The organism is Streptomyces sp. NPDC005004, from assembly GCF_053600675.1.
Genome location: NZ_JBSGAH010000001.1, coordinates 471,394 through 489,845, shown reverse-complemented (window position 1 = coordinate 489,845; position 18,452 = coordinate 471,394). Strand labels below are relative to the sequence as shown.

17 protein-coding genes and 1 rRNA gene are annotated in these 18,452 nt (G+C 69.9%); 6 read left to right on the top strand and 12 right to left on the bottom strand.

Annotated elements, in window-relative coordinates:
* The first annotated feature begins 157 nt into the window (after window positions 1-157).
* Window positions 158-274 (top strand): 5S ribosomal RNA (rrf, locus tag ACWEEU_RS02310).
* 85 nt (window positions 275-359) lie between these two features.
* Here the strand turns inward: rrf and ACWEEU_RS02305 are convergent.
* Complete coding sequence (locus tag ACWEEU_RS02305; RefSeq protein WP_451727559.1) at window positions 360-908, bottom strand: isochorismatase family protein; 549 nt, start codon at window positions 906-908, stop codon at window positions 360-362.
* Window positions 909-1,001: 93 nt separating this feature from the next.
* Here ACWEEU_RS02305 and ACWEEU_RS02300 point away from each other — a divergent pair, with 93 nt between their 5' ends.
* Window positions 1,002-1,562 carry a GNAT family N-acetyltransferase gene (locus ACWEEU_RS02300; RefSeq protein ID WP_385742625.1) on the top strand — a complete coding sequence of 187 codons (561 nt, stop codon included), beginning with the start codon at window positions 1,002-1,004 and terminating at the stop codon, window positions 1,560-1,562.
* On the opposite strand, the gene ACWEEU_RS02295 is transcribed toward ACWEEU_RS02300, so the two are convergent.
* From ACWEEU_RS02295 to ACWEEU_RS02270, 6 genes are all read right to left on the bottom strand, one after another.
* A complete protein-coding gene (locus ACWEEU_RS02295; protein ID WP_451727555.1) occupies window positions 1,551-3,041 on the bottom strand; it encodes a type VI secretion protein in 1,491 nt (496 codons plus the stop codon). The genes ACWEEU_RS02300 and ACWEEU_RS02295 overlap by 12 nt on opposite strands.
* A gap of 40 nt (window positions 3,042-3,081) precedes the next feature.
* The gene (locus ACWEEU_RS02290; protein WP_385742621.1) at window positions 3,082-4,494 is read right to left on the bottom strand and encodes an ATP-binding protein; all 1,413 of its coding nucleotides are present in this window, start codon (window positions 4,492-4,494) and stop codon (window positions 3,082-3,084) included.
* A gap of 9 nt (window positions 4,495-4,503) precedes the next feature.
* On the bottom strand, window positions 4,504-6,063 hold the full coding sequence (locus ACWEEU_RS02285) for an SCO6880 family protein (RefSeq protein WP_385742619.1): 1,560 nt from the start codon (window positions 6,061-6,063) through the stop codon (window positions 4,504-4,506).
* Window positions 6,060-7,373: a hypothetical protein gene (locus ACWEEU_RS02280; protein WP_385742617.1), complete on the bottom strand. Its 1,314-nt coding sequence runs from the start codon at window positions 7,371-7,373 to the stop codon at window positions 6,060-6,062. Before ACWEEU_RS02280 ends, ACWEEU_RS02285 begins: the two co-directional genes overlap by 4 nt.
* Entirely contained in the window at window positions 7,363-8,175 is an 813-nt protein-coding gene (locus tag ACWEEU_RS02275; protein WP_451727550.1) for a hypothetical protein, read from the bottom strand. Before ACWEEU_RS02275 ends, ACWEEU_RS02280 begins: the two co-directional genes overlap by 11 nt.
* Window positions 8,176-8,317: 142 nt before the next feature.
* Window positions 8,318-8,626, bottom strand: a complete 309-nt coding sequence (locus tag ACWEEU_RS02270) for a hypothetical protein (protein ID WP_018548503.1) — start codon at window positions 8,624-8,626, stop codon at window positions 8,318-8,320.
* Window positions 8,627-9,058: 432 nt separating this feature from the next.
* Between ACWEEU_RS02270 and ACWEEU_RS02265 the strand changes: the two genes are divergently transcribed.
* Window positions 9,059-10,036, top strand: a complete 978-nt coding sequence (locus ACWEEU_RS02265; protein WP_385742613.1) for a helix-turn-helix transcriptional regulator — start codon at window positions 9,059-9,061, stop codon at window positions 10,034-10,036.
* 10 nt (window positions 10,037-10,046) lie between these two features.
* Here the strand turns inward: ACWEEU_RS02265 and ACWEEU_RS02260 are convergent, their stop codons facing one another.
* The 3 genes from ACWEEU_RS02260 to ACWEEU_RS02250 are packed head-to-tail and all read right to left on the bottom strand — an operon-like array spanning window position 10,047 to window position 13,365.
* Window positions 10,047-11,210 carry an HAD-IA family hydrolase gene (locus ACWEEU_RS02260; protein ID WP_451727546.1) on the bottom strand — a complete coding sequence of 388 codons (1,164 nt, stop codon included), beginning with the start codon at window positions 11,208-11,210 and terminating at the stop codon, window positions 10,047-10,049.
* Window positions 11,210-12,529, bottom strand: a complete 1,320-nt coding sequence (locus ACWEEU_RS02255; RefSeq protein ID WP_385742609.1) for an aminotransferase class III-fold pyridoxal phosphate-dependent enzyme — start codon at window positions 12,527-12,529, stop codon at window positions 11,210-11,212. The genes ACWEEU_RS02260 and ACWEEU_RS02255 overlap by 1 nt, the downstream gene beginning before the upstream one ends.
* Window positions 12,526-13,365 carry a formyltransferase family protein gene (locus tag ACWEEU_RS02250; RefSeq protein ID WP_451727543.1) on the bottom strand — a complete coding sequence of 280 codons (840 nt, stop codon included), beginning with the start codon at window positions 13,363-13,365 and terminating at the stop codon, window positions 12,526-12,528. The genes ACWEEU_RS02255 and ACWEEU_RS02250 overlap by 4 nt, the downstream gene beginning before the upstream one ends.
* Before the next feature lie 585 nt (window positions 13,366-13,950).
* Here ACWEEU_RS02250 and ACWEEU_RS02245 point away from each other — a divergent pair.
* The 3 genes from ACWEEU_RS02245 to ACWEEU_RS02235 all read left to right on the top strand — a co-directional run bounded on the left by ACWEEU_RS02245 (window position 13,951) and on the right by ACWEEU_RS02235 (window position 16,934).
* Entirely contained in the window at window positions 13,951-15,150 is a 1,200-nt protein-coding gene (locus tag ACWEEU_RS02245) for an argininosuccinate synthase-related protein (RefSeq protein ID WP_451727540.1), read from the top strand.
* Between the two features lie 23 nt (window positions 15,151-15,173).
* Window positions 15,174-15,902, top strand: a complete 729-nt coding sequence (locus ACWEEU_RS02240) for a 2OG-Fe dioxygenase family protein (protein ID WP_451727537.1) — start codon at window positions 15,174-15,176, stop codon at window positions 15,900-15,902.
* Between the two features lie 72 nt (window positions 15,903-15,974).
* Window positions 15,975-16,934 carry a DMT family transporter gene (locus ACWEEU_RS02235; protein WP_451727534.1) on the top strand — a complete coding sequence of 320 codons (960 nt, stop codon included), beginning with the start codon at window positions 15,975-15,977 and terminating at the stop codon, window positions 16,932-16,934.
* 82 nt (window positions 16,935-17,016) lie between these two features.
* On the opposite strand, the gene ACWEEU_RS02230 is transcribed toward ACWEEU_RS02235, so the two are convergent.
* A complete protein-coding gene (locus tag ACWEEU_RS02230) occupies window positions 17,017-18,132 on the bottom strand; it encodes a diiron oxygenase (protein ID WP_451727531.1) in 1,116 nt (371 codons plus the stop codon).
* A 33-nt stretch (window positions 18,133-18,165) separates the two neighbouring features.
* Window positions 18,166-18,450: a PqqD family protein gene (locus tag ACWEEU_RS02225; protein WP_385742597.1), complete on the bottom strand. Its 285-nt coding sequence runs from the start codon at window positions 18,448-18,450 to the stop codon at window positions 18,166-18,168.
* Window positions 18,451-18,452: the final 2 nt, after the last annotated feature.

The following is an 18,452-nucleotide window of genomic DNA, read 5'->3' as shown; positions in this document are numbered from 1 at the left end:
GGTTGATAGGCCAGATATGGAAGCCCGGTAACGGGTGGAGTTGACTGGTACTAATAGGCCGAGGGCTTGTCCTCAGTTGCTCGCGTCCACTGTGTTGGTTCTGAAACCACGAACAGCCTCATGTGCCACACATGACGGTTTGATAGTTTCATAGTGTTTCGGTGGTCATAGCGTGAGGGAAACGCCCGGTTACATTCCGAACCCGGAAGCTAAGCCTCACAGCGCCGATGGTACTGCAAGGGGGACCTTGTGGGAGAGTAGGACGCCGCCGAACAAATTTTAAGAAAACCCCCGCACTATTGGTGCGGGGGTTTTCTGCGTTCCGGGACATTTTTCCGGACCCTTTTGCAGGCCCTTTTTCAGAAAGTGACGTCCGCCGTTTCCACGACGTCGGCCTCGCGGCCGGGTGCGCTGTGGAACTTCCAGTAGAGGTTGGTGTGGGCGACGACCTTGTCCGGGGTCGGGGCGCCGTACTGGGTGAGGTCCTCGGTGGTGTGGGCGTCGGCGACCAGCGTGGCGTCGTAGCCGCGGGTGATCGCGCTGTGCAGTGTCGAGCGGATGCAGACGTCCGTCTGGGCGCCGGCGACGACGATGCGGCCCACCTGACGGGCCGCGAGGACGGACTCCAGGTCCGTGGCGTCGAAGGAGTCGGGGTACTTCTTGTGGACCAGGGGCTCGTCGTCGTGGCGCTTCAGCTCGGGGACGTACTGCCAGGGGGAGCTGTCCCGGGGCATGTGGTCGTTCGAGTGCTGGACCCAGATCACGGGCACGTCCGCGGTGCGGGCCTTGTCGATCAGGGTGGCGACGTTCGCGATCACCTGGTCGCGGTCGTGGGCGTCCGCCATGACCCCGTTCTGCACGTCGATGACGAGGAGCGCGGTGTGCGGCCGGTCGGAGAGTGTGGTCATGCGGGCACCCTAGGGCGGGTCCACTGACAACGCGTGGACAGGCTGCGGAAATCCGCTGGGAGCGACCGGGGCGCCGGCACTAGCGTGGGGCCCATGAGCTCTGTGGATGTCGCTGGTTACGTGGTCCGGGGGATACGCGCCGACGAGTGGGAGCGGGTGAGGGAGCTGAGGCTCGCCGCCCTGCGCGATCCGGTCGCCCCGCTCGCCTTCCTGGACACGTACGAGAACGCTGTCGCCAAGGAGGACCGGTTCTGGCGGGAGCGGACCGAGATGGCGGCGGAAGGGGCCACGAAGGGGCGGCAGTTCGTCGCAGAGGCGGCAGACGGGAGCTGGGTCGGGTCGGTGACCGTGCTCATGGAGCAGCCGGGCACCGAGGACTGGTCGGGGCGTCCGGTCGAGCGGCGGCAGGGGCATGTCGTCGGGGTGTTCCTGCGGGACGGGCATCGGGGCAACGGGCTGATCCAGGCTCTGCTGGAGGCCGGTGTGGCGTGGGCGTGGGAGCAGGAGGCCGAGCGGGTGCGGCTGTTCGTGCACGAGGACAACGAGCGGGCGCAGAAGGCGTATCTGAAGGCCGGGTTCGGGCCGACCGGGCTTGTGCTGTCCTTCGCCAACGACGAGACGGCCAACGAGCTGGAGTTCGCCCTAGACCGTTAGCTCTTCGTGCGGCCAGCGGGCCCTCGCCTGTTCGCGGGAGCGCAGCAGGGCCCGGGTGTCGAGGCCCTGGGCGATGCCGGTGGCCAGGAGGCCGGGGAGCTGGGGGACGGGGGCCACGGCCGCCACGTCCTCCAGAACCAGGGTCAGTGGTGGGTCGAGCCGACCGGAGGATGACCGTTCGGCCATGCGCCGGCCGTGCTCGACCACGCTGGAGACGAGGGCCGTCAGCAGGGGCATCGCGCCCGGGCTGGTCCGGGGGTCCTCGATGGTTTCACCGACCACATACAGCGTGCCCCCTTCGTGGACGAAGGAATCCAGGGCGAGCGTGTCGGTTCGGTGAGGAGTGCAGGACTCGCGGACGTTGACCGTGGTGAGCGCGGAGAGCGCACGGCCGGTCAGTTCCTGGGCGATGTCGCGGCGTTCGGGGTGGGCGGTGAGCGCGGCCTCGAGTTCGCCCGCGGCGCCGGGCGCGGCCTTGGGGTGGGTGCGCAGGACCCGTACCGCGTCCTGGATCTGTGTGCCCAGGGCCCAGCGGTGGACGTGGCGGACGGTGCGGCCGTCCAGTGCGGCGGCGTGCAGACAGCTGCGCAGCAGGGTGACGGCGGTGTCCGTGACGGCCTGGTCGATCTTTGCCGAGGGGCGTACGGGGGCCAGGAGTGCCGTCGCCCGCTCCAGCGCCGTCGCCTTGTCCTCGCAGCCCGCGGTGGGGGACCAGTGGAGGCGGGCCGGGGTGTCGCAGCGGTGGGTGGGGTCGTACAGGAGGGTCGGGCCGAGCTTGGCGCGGGCGTCCTTGGTGGCCGCCCACAGTGCCGGTTCCGAGGTGACGACCACGGCGGCGCCGGGGGCGTCCTGGAGGGCCTGGGTGGCCGTCGTGCGGCGGTCGTCGGGGGCGCCGTAGAAGACGGGGCTCACGGCCGGGAGCGGGGCGGTGGGAGCCGCCACGGGGGCTTCCGGGAGCGGCGGTCCGGTCTCCTGGGGGGCCTGGGCTTTCCGGGGTTCCTGGGGGGTGGGCTCCGGGCGGGGCACGGGGACCGGAGGCGGGGCGGGGACCTCGTGGACCGGTGCGGCCGCCTCCTGTGGCGAGGGTGTGGGCGCGGTGGCCCGGCGTGCCTTGCCCGCGCGCCAGCGGGCGAAGGTGCCGAGCACGAACACCGTCAGGACGAACAGGATCATGAGCTGGCCGATGAACAGGCCCCAGAACAGTCCCCAGTTGGGCAGGTCGTCCGGCGGGGTGCCGGGCCAGGCGCCCGCGATGTCGTGGGGGGCGCCGATGAGGTGGCGCATGGCGAGCGGGGTGCGGGTGAAGGCGAGCGGGGCGGGCCAGCCGCCCCTGGCGAGCAGGGCGCCCAGGCCCGTCGCCGTCCACACCAGCAGGGTCATGCCGAGGAGGAAGGCGAGCAGGCCCAGGAGCAGCCCGTCCGGGATGCCGCCCCGGGCCTCCTGCCCCGCGCCCCTACCGTCTCGGTCGTCCGCTCTCACGCGCGCTCCCTCGCCCTCTCCGCCGTGCCACCGTGGTCGTCTACGCGACCGTCGATTCGGAGTCGCCCAGGTGCTGTTCCACGAAGGCGGCCGCCCGGCGCTCGGCCTCCAGCTCGGCGGCGAACAGCGCGTCGTCGGCCGACATCTCGCTGGAGGACTCGGTCATCGCGCGGTCGGTGAAGACCAGCGGGCGTTCGGTCTCGGTGATCAGGTGTTTGACCACCTGGACGTTGCCGTTGACGTCCCAGACGGCGATGCCGGGGGTGAGCGTCGGGATGATCTCGACGGCCCAGCGGGGCAGGCCCAGCACGCGTCCCGTCGCCCGTGCCTCGTCCGCCTTCTGGGCGTAGATCGTCCGGGTGGATGCCATCTTCAGGATTGCCGCGGCCTCCTTGGCCGCCGCGCCGTCGACCACGTCGGAGAGGTGGTGGACGACCGCGACGAAGGAGAGGCCGAGGCGGCGGCCGAACTTCAGCAGCCGCTGGAACAGCTGGGCCACGAACGGGCTGTTGATGATGTGCCAGGCCTCTTCGACCAGGAAGATGCGCTTCTTGCGGTCGGGCCTGATCCAGGTGTGCTCCAGCCACACGCCGACGATCGCCATGAGGATCGGCATGGCGATGGAGTTGCGGTCGATGTGGGAGAGGTCGAAGACGATCAGCGGGGCGTCCAGGTCGATGCCGACCGTGGTCGGGCCGTCGAACATGCCCCGCAGGTCGCCGTCCACCAGACGGTCGATGACCAGGGCGACGTCCAGGCCCCAGGCGCGTACGTCGTCCAGGGCGACGTTCATCGCCTCGGCCGACTCCGGTTCGGGGTGGCGCAGTTGCTCGACGATGTCGGTGAGGACGGGCTGGCGGTCGACGATGGTCTCGTTGACGTAGGAGTGGGCGACCTTGAGGGCGAAGCCCGCGCGTTCGTCCAGTCCGTGTCCCATGGCGACCTCGATGATCGTGCGGAGCAGCGCGAGCTGGCCCGTGGTGGTGATCGCGGGGTCGAGGGGGTTGAGGCGGATGCCGTGGTTGAGGGCGGCGGTCGGGTCGAGCCGGATGGGGGTTATCCCCAGCTCCTCCGCGATGAGGTTCCATTCGCCGACGCCGTCCTCGCCCTGGGCGTCCAGGACGACGACCTGGCGGTCACGGAAGCGGAGCTGGCGCAGGACGTAGGTCTTCTCCAGCGCCGACTTGCCGTTGCCGGACTCGCCCAGAACGAGCCAGTGCGGGGCGGGGAGCTGCTGGCCGTAGAGCTGGAAGGGGTCGTAGATGTACCCCTTCCCGGAGTAGACCTCGCGGCCGATGATGACGCCGGAGTCACCGAGGCCGGGGGCCGCGGTGGGGAGGTAGACCGCCTGGGCCTGACCGGTGGAGGTGCGCACCGGGAGGCGGGTGGTCTCGACCTTCCCGAACAGGAAGGACGTGAAGGCGTCGGTGACGGCGGACAGCGGATCTCGCATGGAGAGCCCCTACCTTCGGATGCCGGTGGCGAACGGGAGGGTGTTCACGAACGCGCGGTGGTGCTCGCGGTCGCACCACTCCAGCTTCAGGTACGACTTGCCCGCGGAGGCCCGGATGGTGCGCTTGTCGCGGTTGAGGGCCTCCGGTGAGCGGGCGGAGACGGTGATGTACCCGACGAGGTTGACGCCGGCCGCGCCGCTGGCGAGGTCCTCGCCGCGCTGGTCGAGGCGGTTGTGGGCGGCGATGTCGCGCGGGTCGACGGTGCGGTTCATCTTGGCGGCGCGGGACGCCTCGGCCTCGTCGTTGGTCTTCTCGGTGAGCATGCGCTCGATGGCGACCTCGGTGGGTTCGAGGTCCATGGTGACGGCGACCGTGCGGATGACGTCCGGGGTGTGGACGAGCAGCGGGGCGAGGAAGTTGACGCCGACGGGGGTCATCGGCCACTCCTTGACCCAGGCGGTGGCGTGGCACCAGGGGGCGCGGGTCGAGGACTCGCGGGTCTTGGCCTGGAGGTAGGTGGGCTCCATGGCGTCGAGTTCGGCGGGCCAGGCGTTGCGCTTGGTCATGGCCTGGATGTGGTCGATGGGGTGGTCCGGGTCGTACATGGAGTGCACGAGGGAGGCCAGGCGGCTCTGGCCGAGCGGCTGGCGGACGCGGATGTCGGCCTCCTGCAGGCGCGAGCAGATGTCGGTCAGCTCGCGGGCCATGACGATGGCGAGTCCGGCGTCGCGGTCGAGCCTGCGGCCCGCCTGGGGGCGGGCGGCGCGGGCCATGGCGTGGGCCTCGGAGGCGAGTTCGCGGTTGTACGGCATACAGGCGACCAGATAGGCGCGGTGCTGCTCGCTGCTCGTGGAGACCATGGACTGGAGCTGGTCGTAGGAGCGCTGGAGCCACTCGGGGGAGCGTCCGTCGCCGCGCAGCGCGACGTCCTTGGCGTGGGCGTCGGGGTCGGCGGGCAGGGTGCGGGCGAGCATCTGGATGCGCCGGACGAAGCCGTCGCCGTTGGCCACGTGCTTGAGGAGGGTGCCGAAGCGGTCGACGAGGGCTTCCTGGTCCTCGGAGTCGCGCAGCCCGACGCCGGGACCCTCGATCTCGATGGCGGCGGTGACGGTCTTGCGGTCCGCGTGGAGCAGGACGGCGATCTCGTCGGGGCCGAAGGGGGCGGCGAGCCAGCTGATGCGGCCGATGCCGGGCGGCGGGCCGATCTCGATCTCGCGGCCGTCCAGGCGGGTGCCCGCCTCCATGACGGCGGAGCGGTAGGTCGCGCCGCGCTTGACGGTGCGCTTGTAACTGCGGTTGATCTCGAACCACTTGTAGAAGGTGCGGCGCTTGTACGGCACGTAGACGGCGGCGAGCGCGAGCAGCGGGAAGCCGGTCAGGAGCACGATGCGCAGCGGGAGCGCGGGGACGAGGAGGCCGCACATCATGCCGAGGAAGGCGCCCGCGACGATGAGCGCGATCTCGCCGGACTCGCGGTTGCGGCCGATGATCGCGTTCGGCCGGGCCCGGCCGATGAGATACGTACGGCGGGGCGTGACCGGATGGGACAGATGGGACTCGGTCGTCAACGCCCTTCACCTCCAGTGCGGTTGGTGCTGCTGTTGCGGGTGTCTCCGGCGTGCGGGGTGGCGGCCGGGCTGGGGGCGCGGGGCGCGGGGGTGGCCGCGCCGCCGCCTCCTTGCGGGGTACGGCCGCTGTGGGCGGCCACGCCGCCGCTGGCGGGGTTGGCGGGGCGGGGGGTGGACCCTCCGCCACCGCCCGCGTTGCTGTCGGCCCGTGTGCTGTGGGTCTTGATGCCCTGGGCGACGAGGGTGGCGGGGGAGCTGATGACGGCGGCGGCCTTGTTCTCGGCGCCCTGCATGATGCGGTTGTTGCGGGAGCCGGCGATCTCGTCGCCGAAGCCGGGGACGAAGCGGTAGATCATCGCGCTGGCGAAGATGGCGAGCAGGATGATGGAGAGGCCGGAGACGACGGCGCCGAAGGCGTCCGGGCCGTTGTCGCCGGAGAGGGCGCCGGCGAGGCCGAGCACGATGACGATGACCGGTTTGACCAGGATGACGGCGATCATGATCCCGGCCCAGCGGCGGACGTGGCCCCAGAGGTTCTTGTCGACGAGTCCGGCGTAGACGACGGTGCCGAGGAGGGCGCCGACGTAGAGCAGGGCGGCGCGGATGACCAGCTCCAGCCAGAGGACGCCCGCGGCGAGGATGCTGACCAGGGAGACGACGATCAGCATGATCGGGCCGCCGCCGATGTCGTTGCCCTTGCCGAGGGCGCCGGAGAAGGTGCCGAAGAAGGTGTCCGCCTGGTCGCCGGTCGCCTTGGCGAGGACGTCGGTGACGCCGTCGGTCGCGGAGACGACGGTGTAGAGGATCAGCGGGGTGAAGGCGGAGGCGAGCACGGTGAGCCACAGGAAGCCGACGGCCTCGGAGATGGCGGTGGTGAGCGGGACGCCGCGCACGGCGCGCTTGGCGACGGCGAGCAGCCAGAGGACCAGGGTCAGGATGGTCGACGCCGCGAACACGATCGCGTACTGCTGGAGAAACTTCTGATTCGTGAAGTCGACGTTCGCCGTCTCCTTCACGGCGTGGCTCAGCTTCTGAATGGTCCAGGAGGCGGCGTCGGCGCAGCCTTTGGCGAGGGAGGAGAGGGGGTCGAGGGTGGAGGTCAGGGGGTTGTCGGGGGTGTCGGGAAGTCCCTTGCGCGGGTCGTCCTGCAGGCACCGGGCCTTCGCGGGGCCCATGAGGAGATCACACTTGTGGGACGACGGCGTGGGCGAAGGGGCGGCGACGGCTCGGGTCGCCAGCATGAAGAGGGCGCCCTGCACGGTGGTGACGGCGGCGGCGACCTTGAGCGCGCGGCGCTGGCTACCGGGCATAGGTGAAGCCTCCGTATTCCTGAACGGCCTTGGCCATCTGGTCGGCGCTGGACGCCTTGTCGTCACCAGGGACGGGTGCGGGGCCGTCCTTCTGCGAAAAACTCTCGACCTTCCAGTCGCCGCCGGACCAGTTCAGACGGAGCACCAGGGTGAACCAGTCGCTCGTGACCGGGTTGGTCGAGCGGTCGCCCGCCGTTCCGTACAGACCCGTACACCACACCTCGACGGTCGCCGCGCTGTCGGCGTAGTCGGTGGTCTTGGTTCCGATCGGCGCCGTGCGGGATACGTAGGTCTGCCCCGTGGCCGCGTTGCCGTTGGCGTCCAGGCCGATGTCGCTCAGGAACTTCTGGTTGTACGCCTTGTCGAACTTCTGGGACAGGGCGGCCTGCTGACTCGGTACGAAGACCTGCTTGACGATCTCCGCGCGCCGTGCGGGTTTGAGGAAGTCGGCCGAGACGAGTGCCGTCGCGAAGTTCGCGCCCGCGCTCTCCGCCCCTTGCCGGCTGTGCGCGTACCCCATGGGGATGTCCCCCGTCTTCGTGCCCACCGGGTCCGTGCCGGTCGGGGATGTGGCGGAGGTTCTGGGGTGGGTGCCGGGGGTGGTGTTCTTGTCCGTCGCGTCCCGGGAGGAGCCGCTCCGGTTCGCGAAGGCGATCGCCGCGATCAGCAGGACGACCACGCCGACGACCGTGACCAGGCTGCGGGAGGAGGTGCGGCGGGGGGTGCCGGCGTAGGGGTCCTCGGGCAGGCGGGTGCGGGTGCGGCCCGTGTCGGGGTAGCCGTGCTCGTCTCCGGGACTCATGCCGCGTACGCCCTCTCCGCCTCGTAGACATACGACGGTAGCCGTGCTGGTTCCCGCGCGGGCGCGGTGTGGTGACTCGACATCAGGGAAACGCAACCTCAGCCGGTGGGCACGACGGACGGATGGGACGAGAGGGGGAGCGTCAGACCGCCATGCCGTACACGATCGTGAACAGCGTGCCGAGGGAGCCGATGATGAACACCCCGGTCAGGCCCGCGATGATGAGTCCCTTGCCCTGTTCCGCGCTGAAGGTGTCGCGGAGCGCCGTCGCGCCGATGCGCTGTTTGGCCGCGCCCCAGACCGCGATGCCGAGGCAGAGCAGGATGGCGACCGCCATCACCACCTCGATCATCACCTTCGCTTCGTTGCCCAGGGTGCCGAAGGGGCCCCAGTCCGGAGCGATCCCGCCGATGATGGTGTTGATGTCTCCCTTGTCGGCCGCGAAGAGCATGTAAGTCACCGCCCCTGATGGGTAGTTCCGAGAGGACCTCGCGGTGTGCAGAGGTCACGCCTCATTCTCGCCGACAACGTCGCCGTCGTATGTCGACTTGACGTCATTGACTGGCGGGTTTCGTACGAATACTTCGTACGGTGACTCTGTGTATCACGGCAGGTCACGCCGGGCAACGACGACTGAGCATAACCTGCCGCAGGGTTGCTTCGTTGTTTCTTCTTCGGCCTGGAACCGCTCCTGGCGGGACGTCAGGGCGCCGCCGTGGTGGTGGGGAAGGTGAGCGGGCGCTCACCCCTGCGCGCGTCCCGCTGTTAATGTTTATGCACATTGGTGCAGATGGCTAGGCGGGAGCAGAGGGTGCGTGAAAGCGGCCTGGAAGGCGGTGAAATCGGCGATCCCGAAGCCGATTCGGTCGAGCTCTATCGCCTGATGGTTCGTCAGGACGGCATGACGCTGGGCTCGGCCGCGGACCTGCTGGGCTGGAGCGGGGAGCGCACAGCGACGGCCGCCGAGCGGCTCGGCAAGTACGAGCTGCTGGTGCCGCTGCTCGGCGAGGGGGCCGCCTTCGCCGTCTCCACACCCCGGAGCGCCGCCTCCCGGCTGCTCGCCCCACTCGACCATCAGATCGAGCGCCTGGAGCAAGAGGCCGAACAGCTGCGCTCCCACCTCGGGCGCTATCAAGTCACCTACGAGGACGTCGTCCACGGGGCCGAGGACGCGCTGGGGTTCAGCACCCTGGTCGGGCTCGACGCCATCAACTCCGAGCTGGAGGCCGCGGCGGCACGCTGCACGGAAGAGGTGCTCACGGTGCAGCCCGGCGGGGGCCGCAGGGCGGAGAGCCTGGCGGCGTCCTGGGAACCCACTCGCGCCATGCTTGAGCGAGGCGTGCAGATGCGCACCATCTATCAGCACTCCGCCCGTTTCCACTCGGCCACCCGGCAGTACGTCGAGCGGGTCACCAGTCACGGCGGAGCCGTGCGCAGCATCGACGCGTCCACCGAGCGGCTCGTCGTCTTCGACCGGAAGCTGGCCGTCATTCCGGCCCGCAGCGACCGTCAGATCGCCCTCGCCATCCGCCAGCCGGCCGTCGTCGAGTTCCTGGTCGCGGTGTTCGAGCGGTTCTGGAGCATGGCGTCGCCCTTCTCCGCCCGGAACCGGGCGTCAGAGGTGAAGACCCTGCTGTCCGACGTCCGGATGTCCATCATCAAGCTGCTCGCCGAGGGGGAGACCGACGAGACCATCGCCCGACGCCTGGGCGTGAGCGTGCGTACCTGCCGGGGTCACATCTCCAAGATCTACGAGGAGTTCGGTGCCCGCAGCCGCTGCCAGTTGGGCGTGCTGATCGCGTCCTCGGGGCTGCTGGACGCCGAGAACGTCCAGCAGCCCGAGCGGGCCCAGGGGAGTTGATCCGGGCGCTTCATGCCGCCCGTACGGACAGACCGAGGCGTTCTGTCAGACCGCCGGTGTCCCGGACCACGTACGCCGCCCGGCTCAGCCGGTCGGCCGGGGTCAGCGCCGCGAAGCCGATGCTCGTCATGCCGGCGGCCACCGCCGCGTCGACCCCCGGGACACTGTCCTCGACGACCACCGCTCGGGCCGGATCGACGCCCATGCGCACGGCAGCGTGCAGGAACAGGTCCGGGGCGGGCTTTCCGCGCAGGACGTCGTCCGCCGAGTACACCCGCTGCCCGAAGCGGGGAGCGAGTCCCGTGACCTCGAGTGCGAGGTGAAGGCGATCACGCGGGGAACTCGATGCGACGCAGAACGGGATGCCGCGTTCGCTCAGGGTGGTCAGCACGTCCACGATCCCGGGAACGGCGCGCAGCTCTCGCTCGAAGGCCGTCTTGAGCCGCTCCCGGTAGCGCTGCTGGAAGTCGGCCGGCAACTCGCGTCCCGTTTCCGCGCGGATCATTTCGCGCACCCGGTCCACGGTGCCGCCCATGTAGCGGCGGATGCTGCCCTCGACCGTGGTGGGGAACCCGGAATCGGTGAGCAGGGCGGCAAGCACCCGGTTGGCGACGGGCTCCGAGTCGACCAGTACGCCATCGTTGTCGAAGATCACCAGAGCGGCGTCGGTGGGGTCGCACAGCGGTGAGGGAACGGTCGCGGGCGCGGCCCATCCGGGATAGGGGGCTGTGTGCAGTCGGGCATTGTCGAAGCGGAGGTCCGTGGTGACCTCCTCGGTGACCCAGGGGGGCAGCTCAGTGACGAGCGGTGCGTCGGCGGATTCCAGTTCGGCCAGGACCAGTCCGGCGTTGGAGCCGTAGAACTCGTCCACCGTCCAGCCGGCGTACGGGGCGCCGAGGTGGTGCCGGACCTTCTCCACGAGCGGCTGCGGGCACAGCCGGGCAAGGATCTCCTCGGCGTCGGTGAGCGGCACCGGGTACTCGAACTCGGGCCGGTGTGCGCCCGAGCGGGGTCCCTTGACGGTGAGAGTGGCCGTCTGCCCGTCCGTGACCCGCACGCGCACGGCCCGGTCGGGGTTGTCGGACAGGTAGCCCTGACGGACGCCGTGGGTCCGCACCACCGCCTCGCGCCAGCCGGGGCGCACGAGGAACTTGCGTTCCGTCTCCACCCCCATCAGACGATCCCGGCCAGTGCGGTGTCGAAGACCTCCGCGAAGACGTCGAGTTCGGCCTCTCGGACCACCAGTGGGGGGTGCACGTTGATGATGTCGGGTGCCATGCCGGTCGTCGCGACGAGGACTCCGGCCCGCGGATGCGCCGAGCGGAAGAGATGGCGCAGTCTGCCGGCGTGCGGTCCGTTGAGCACGATGCGCGCCGTGCCGCCCATCGCGTCGACGCCGTGCACCAGGGCGGGGTGACGCGCGGCGACGGCGGACAGCCGTTCCCGCAGACCTTCTTCCAGGAGCAGGATGTCCTTGTCCACCGTCGTCCAGCGCTCCCAGCGGTCCAGGACGGTGTCGACGACAGCGAGAGCGTGCGGGATGCCGATGTAGGTGGAGGAGTGGCTGCCGGGCCGGTAGCGGTCCGGATGGCCGAGGGGCTCGCGCGACCACACCATGCTCAGCGCCGCACCGCCGTTGGTCAGCCCCTTGCTGGTCACCACGACGTCCGGGGCGATACCGGCCCGCTGGAAGCCCCAGCGGGGGCCGACCCGGTGCATACCCGTGAAGATCTCGTCCGCGATGATCACCGCACCTTGCTCCCGCGCGTGGTCCACGGCGGAGCGCAGCAGCTCGTGATGGGGTTCGACCATGCCACCGACGTTCTGCACGGATTCGAAGACGAACGCCGACACCTTGCGGCCGAAGCCGTTGCCCCCGACACCGCTCAGCTCCGATCCCCAGCGGGCGACGGCCTTGCCGCAGCCTGTCGCACATGTGCCGTCGAGGGGCGCGTGAGGGCACTGCCGGCAGTCCGGGCTGGGCAGGCGCACCACCTCCAGGCCCCATGCGGCGAGAAGTTCGCGGTAGCGCGGGCTCGAACTGAGCATGCTCGTCACCCCGGAGCGGCCGTGGAAGGCACCTTCGAAGACGACGACCGTGCCGGGACCGTTGGCCGCGAAGGCGATGCGCAGGGCTGTCTCCATGGCCTGCGCGCCGCCGAGGTCCAGTTCCACTCGCCCGGGTACGCCGAGGGGCTCCGACACCAGCTTTTCCAACCGGGACAGTACCTTGAGCCGGAGTTCCGACTCGCAGAAGGAGGGCAACGCGGGCAGTTGCTCGCAGCGCGTCAGCGCCTCGCGCAGCAGTCCGGCGTCGTAGCCCCAGGCGACGGTGCCGTTCGCAGCCTCCGCGTCGAGGTACCGGCGTCCGTCGGCAGCGGTCAGCCAGCAGCCGTCGCCCGCCACGAAGCGGGGGACGTCGGGCTCGCGGTAGACCAGGTTGCCCGCTCCGGCGTAGGCGGGGATGCGAGCAGTGTTCTCGGGTTCGGTCACGCGGATGCCTCCTCGTTCAGCCGTCGGCCGCCGAGCGGCGTCGGCGCTCCGTCCACCAGTACGACACGGCTGCCGTCGGGGTGGGTGCCGTCGCCGAGCGCGAGCCTGCCTGCCGCGAACGCCCGCACGGTCCACCGCAGGCACGGTCGGTCGCTGCGGCTCTTCTGCTCCAGCTCCTGCTGCCAGGCGTCCTCGGGGGTGGGCCGCCGGGTTCCCACGGGTACTTCCGGTCCCATGGCCAGCACCGCGCCCCCGTCCTGGGTCTCGTCGACCAGAAAGCAGGAGGTCCGGGTGGTGGGTCGGCCTGCGGCCATGGCCAGCCGCACGGGATCCCTGCCCGTGAACGCCCGTACCCCGCCGTCCGACAAGACCGACAGGTCCGCCGGGTGCTGGTTGATCAGGCGGCCGCGGTAGTGCTCGAGGAGCTTGCCGTCGATCCAGCGGTGGTAGGCGAGGACGACCAGGTCCAGTTCGCCGTTGCGCCGCTCCCAGTCGGTCAACCGTGCGTCCAGACCGTCGTGCCACTGCCGGGCCCGGGCCCGGTACCGTGCGCGTCCTCTCGCGTCACGCGCGGCCGATGCGATGCCGCAGTAGCGGTCGAAGTCGCCCGTCCACGCCTCGACTCCGGCCTGGCGTGCCACGTCCAGTGCCTTGACCTGCTCCCCGTGTGAAGCGACGAGGCACACGTCGAATTCCTGCGGGTGCGCGTCTCTCATCCCGATCAGCGTGCTCAGATTGGCTCCGGTCGCGGAGACCAGGACACCGATGCGCAGCGGTCCGGAGACCGAGCGCCGGCGCAGCGGGGGGACGTCGGTGGCAGGCACGGGTGCGGGCAACGAGATCTCTTCTCTCAGGCCCACTGCACGGGATCGAGGCCGTGGGCGACAGCCGATTCGATCTCCACTGTGCGGCGCACCGGCGTACCGGTCCATCGCGGTCCGGCCCAGTTTGCTGCACTGCAGGAAGCTGAAGGAGGGACCCGCGGTCAACCGCACAGCTGGCGAGGCGCGCTCATGTTCATGCAGTGCATGTAGATGATGCCCGCGAGGCTGGAGATCGACGAGGTGCGTGGGCGACTGTGGCGAGGTCGTCGCTGACGGCAATCATTCGCTTGCTGACAAGGGGGAATTCAGATGGCTTCGCAGGTGTACGTACCGTCCCGGCTCGCGTCCGTCGCGACGGCGAACGACATTCGGTGGGACCTGATCCTCGGGGTCGTGGTCCCGCCCGCCCGCGGCTGATCGCGCCATGGCGTCGGGCCCCGTGGAGTCGCGCGACGCCGGTGGCCCGGCCAACGCCATGGAGTCCACGGCGCCGGGTGCCGGACCGGTCGGGTGGGCCCTGCCGTAGTACCCCCACTCCGGTCAACCGTGTCGTGCCGTGCGGGCCTCCGCACGGCACGGTTCTCGTTGGAGGACCTCATGCATACGCCCCCTATCCGTTCCTTCCGGCAGATCGAGAGCCGGCTCGACCCCTCCCGTCCGGTCGTGACGCTTTTCAGCGGCGGTCTGGACAGCAGCTACCTGCTGCTGCGCCTGCAGCAGATGGGGCTCACGGACATTCACGCCGTCAGCGTCGACCTGGGCGAGGACGAGTCCAGCGTCCACAAACAGCAGATCGCCGACGCCCTCGGTGTGAAGCTGCACATCCTGGACCGCAAGGAGGAATTCGCGGATTCCTTCGTCGCGCCGGCGATCGCTGCCCAAGCCGTGTACCTCGGCATCCACCCGGTCAGCTCGACGCTGAGCCGGCCTCTGATAGCCCGAGCCGCTGTCGAACTCGCGGACACGCTGGGCGCTCAGGCGGTCCTCCATACCGCGAACCGGTCGCAGAACACCCTGCGTCGCCTCAACGGTGCTCTGCGACTGCTGGGATACCAGGGGGTGTACGGCAGCCCGTACGATCTGGACCCGGTCGACCGCGACGACAAGCACGCCGCTCTGCGGGCCGCCGGCGTCGACCTCCTCGACGGACGCGTGGTCAGCGGTGATTCGAACCTGTGGTGTCGTGAGTTCGAGTCCGGCATCCTCGACGACCCCGAGAACCACGCCGTGCCGGAGGAGATGTACCGCTGGAGTGTCCCGGACCTCCAGGCGGCGCCCGGGACCGTCTCGGTGGGCTTCGAGTCCGGACACCCCGTTCTGGTCGACGGGGAACACCTGCCCCTGGTGGATCTGATAGCCGAACTGAACCGACGGGCGGGGGCCTACGGACTGGGCCGTTACTCGGGCCTGGAACACCTCGACCACGGTGAAAAAGTCCTGGAGATACGCGAGATGCCGGCCGCTTGGCTGTTGCTGCGTTCCTACCGGCACATCGAATCCGCCTGCCTGGACGCCGAACTCATCCGTGAGAAGCAGCACCTGGAGCAGGTCTGGGTGCGTGAGGCGCTGGAAGGGCGCTGGTTCGGGGAACTGCGCACCGCCGCACAGCGGTTCATCGACACCTGCGCTCAGCGGACGACCGGGCAGGTCACGTGGCACCTCCGCCCGGGGGGAGCCGAAACGCGTGCGATCACCTCCCCGAACCCGCGCTATGTGCGTGACCGTGAGCGGTGGGAAGCGGACTCCATCGCCCTCGAATCCGCTCCCCACACCGCGCCCGAGCCTGCCTTCGCCTGACTGCCGGAAGGGAACGAACCGTCGTGACCAGCAACATCACGCTGCTACCCGAAGTCGAGGCCGCCATCGGCGCTCTGGCCGGACCGGGCGGATACCTGCTCCCCTCCGCCGGACTCTCCCGGCTCCTCGGGGTCGGACCCGCCGACTGGCTGCGCTTCGGCCGCAACTGGGACGACCTCGAACGGGACACCCACATGGCGGACGGCGGCTCGTACCGTTACCGGCGTTACGGTCAGTACGACCTGGACCCGGGGACGGGTGAACTCGTCCTGCTCCCGCACGAGCCGTACCGGCAGGAAAGCGACGTCAATCCGCTCAATGGCGGGGTGGACCGGCTTTTCGAGCCGTTGACGGACTCCTTCACCGGAGATCCGATGCTGCCCACCCTCCTGGTCACCCTCGGCCGCGTCTTCAGCGCGGTCGACGGTACCCAGCGCTGGAACATCAAGCTCCACCCCTACCGGATCACCGCGGGGTCCGAGGTCGGCCGGCCCGCCCCGGAGGGCCGTCACCGCGACGGCGTCACCTTCATCACGTCCCTGCTCATCAACCGGATCAACGTGACCGGTGGGGAGAGCTCCGTCTGCTCCGACGACGGAGAGGGGCTGCTGACCACGACCCTTTCCCAGCCCGGCGATCTGCTCCTCGGAGACGACCGTCGGACCCTGCACTCGGTCACCCCTCTCCACCCGGTCGACACCACGGCCCCGGCTCACCGCGATGTCCTGGTCATGGCCTACACCGCCGGCTGATCGCCTGTTCCGCCGGTCCGGCCCGGCAGCGTCACGGGCCGGAGACCGGCCCGTTCCCCAGGAGGACCGCCCATGCCCGCTGCCCGAGCCGGCTCGCCCGGAGCCTGGCTGACCGACAGCCCCGTCCTGTTGGTCGCCATCGTCTGGGGCTCCAGTTACCTGGCGACCAAGGACATCACGCACCCCGACACCGTCATCGCCCTGCTCCTGCTGCGCTTTCTGATCGCTGTCCCGCTCCTCGGACTGGCGGCCCACGGCGCGCTGCGACGGCTGACGGCACATGAGGTGCGCGGGGGCGTCGTGCTGGGTGTGATCCTCACCGTCATCTTCCTGCTGGAGACCTACGGCGTCGTCCACACCTCGGCGACCAACGCCGGACTGATCATCAGCCTCACCATGATCTTCACGCCGCTCGCCGAAGCCGTCCTGAGCCGTACTCCGCCCAGCCGGTCCTTCCTGGCCGCGGCCGCGCTTTCCGTGCTCGGTGTCGCCCTGCTCACCCAGGGGGCCGGGTTCACCACGCCTTCCCTCGGTGACCTGCTCATACTGCTGGCCGCCCTCGCGCGCACCGCCAACGTGCTGGTCACCCACAGACTCCCTGCCGTGCGCGCCACCGACGACGCGGCTCTCACCTTCGTCCAACTGGGGACCGCCGTGGTCGCGTTCGCGCTTCTCGCTCCCCTGGGGGGAACGCCGCCCTGGGAACTGGCGGCATCCTTCACCGGTGCCCAGTGGATCAACCTGCTCTACCTGTCCTTCATGTGCACCCTGTTCGCCTTCTTCGTCCAGCTCTGGGCCGTACGGCGAAGCTCCCCGTCCCGCGTCAGCCTGCTCCAGGGGACCGAACCCCTGTGGGCCGCGGTCATCGGCGTCGCGTTCGGAGGCGATCACCTGGGGGCCCTCGGATGCGCGGGTGCCGTTCTCGTTCTGGCCGGGACCACTTGGGGCCGTCGCGCCTCCGAACGCCCCGCTCAGGCCAACGTGCCGTCGCTGCCGCAGGGGTCCGGAGCCGGCGAAGCCGCACGAACGTGACAGGACCAGCCCGGCTCTTCCCGCCCGGACGAGGAGCCCCAACCGGTCACCGGTCCTCGGCCCGCACGCACCGTGGGCGCGCTCAGAGCAGCCCGTAGGCGTGGAACTCCTCCTTGGCCCGGGGATCGTCGAGTACGTCCAGGGCGGTGAAGTAGTGCAGGGTCCGCTTGGCCGTCGCCCGGGTGTGCGTGGCGACGGTCTCCTCGTCGTATACCTCCGCGAGCACCTGTTCGGCGTCGTCCCGTCCCAGCCCGTATGCCAGCAGCTCCCCGCGGATGGCATCGCGGTCGGGCTGCAGAAAGGCTGTGATCAGACGCGGCACCAACAGGGCGGCCGCGCGCCGGCCGGCCGGATCGAGGGAGGCCCACAGGTAGCGCAGGAACATCGCGAAGTACGCGTGGTGGCGGCCTTCGTCGGCGGAGTGGTCGCGGATCGACTCACGCACGGCGGGCAGTACGGTGGCGTCGGCCGGGAGCTCGGCGAGGCTGGCCGAGATGAGGGTCTCCGAGACGGTCACGAAGAGCAGTTCCGCGAGCGGTCGTTCCTCGGGGGGCAGGGACTCCTGGATCTCGGCCAGCCGCCGCAGGAAGTAGGGCTGTTCGGGCAGCAGCGGACGGATGCCGGTGGCCTCTCTTACCTGACGCATGAGGTCCACGGAGAAAAGAGCGTGGTAGGCCTCGTCGCAGTAGATCTTGTAGGCGTCGAAGCGCATGTCCTCCGGCAGCCCGATGCCGACCGAGCCCGTGGCGATGCCCAGCACCGTCCGGTTGACGACCACTGTTTCCAGCTTGGCCGTGAAGTCGAGGTAGCGGTACAGGTGCTGGACCAGGATCTCGTCGAACAGCTCGGGGCGCAGCCCGGTGACCAGCCGGTGGCGGGCCACGGGGACCAGGTCGGGAGAGAAATAACGGGACGTCGGCGAGTCGGAGTCGTCGAGCACGCGCCGGGGCGAGCGGCGTACGGCTGCCCGCTCGTCCCAGCGGGAGAACGGGCTGGTGTACGACGGCTCGCCCGGTCCGCCGGCCTCCTCGGACTTGCCGCTCTTTGGTGGCGCGTCCTGCCCGTTCGTCCGGGTGCCGGTCGGCGTGAGGGCCCGGCGGGGGCAGTAGGTGAGGGCGGAGCAGCCAGTGAAGAGCCCGACGATCCCGCACATCGAGTGGATTCCAATCTGTTCGTGCCAGTGGTGGTCGCCAGGCATGCGCGGCTTCGTCGGCTCGGTCGCCGTGTCGGTTCAGGCGTGTCGCAGGGTGAGAATCCCGGACTCGGCCAGCTCGGTGAGAAGCTCGTGGACGTCCGCGACGCCTTCCACGGCGTCGATGTCGTACTCCTCCGCGAGCAGGGCACCGAGCTGTGCCACGGAGCGCTGTCCGTCGACGTGGGCGACGACGAAGGCCGCCGTCTCTGACAGCTCCAGGGCGTTCGGGCCGTACGCCACCATCGTCTTGCCGCGGAACTTGCGGAACCGGGCCTCGGGTCGCAGGGCGGGCACGGTCTCGGCCGCCGGGCTGGTCGTCATCT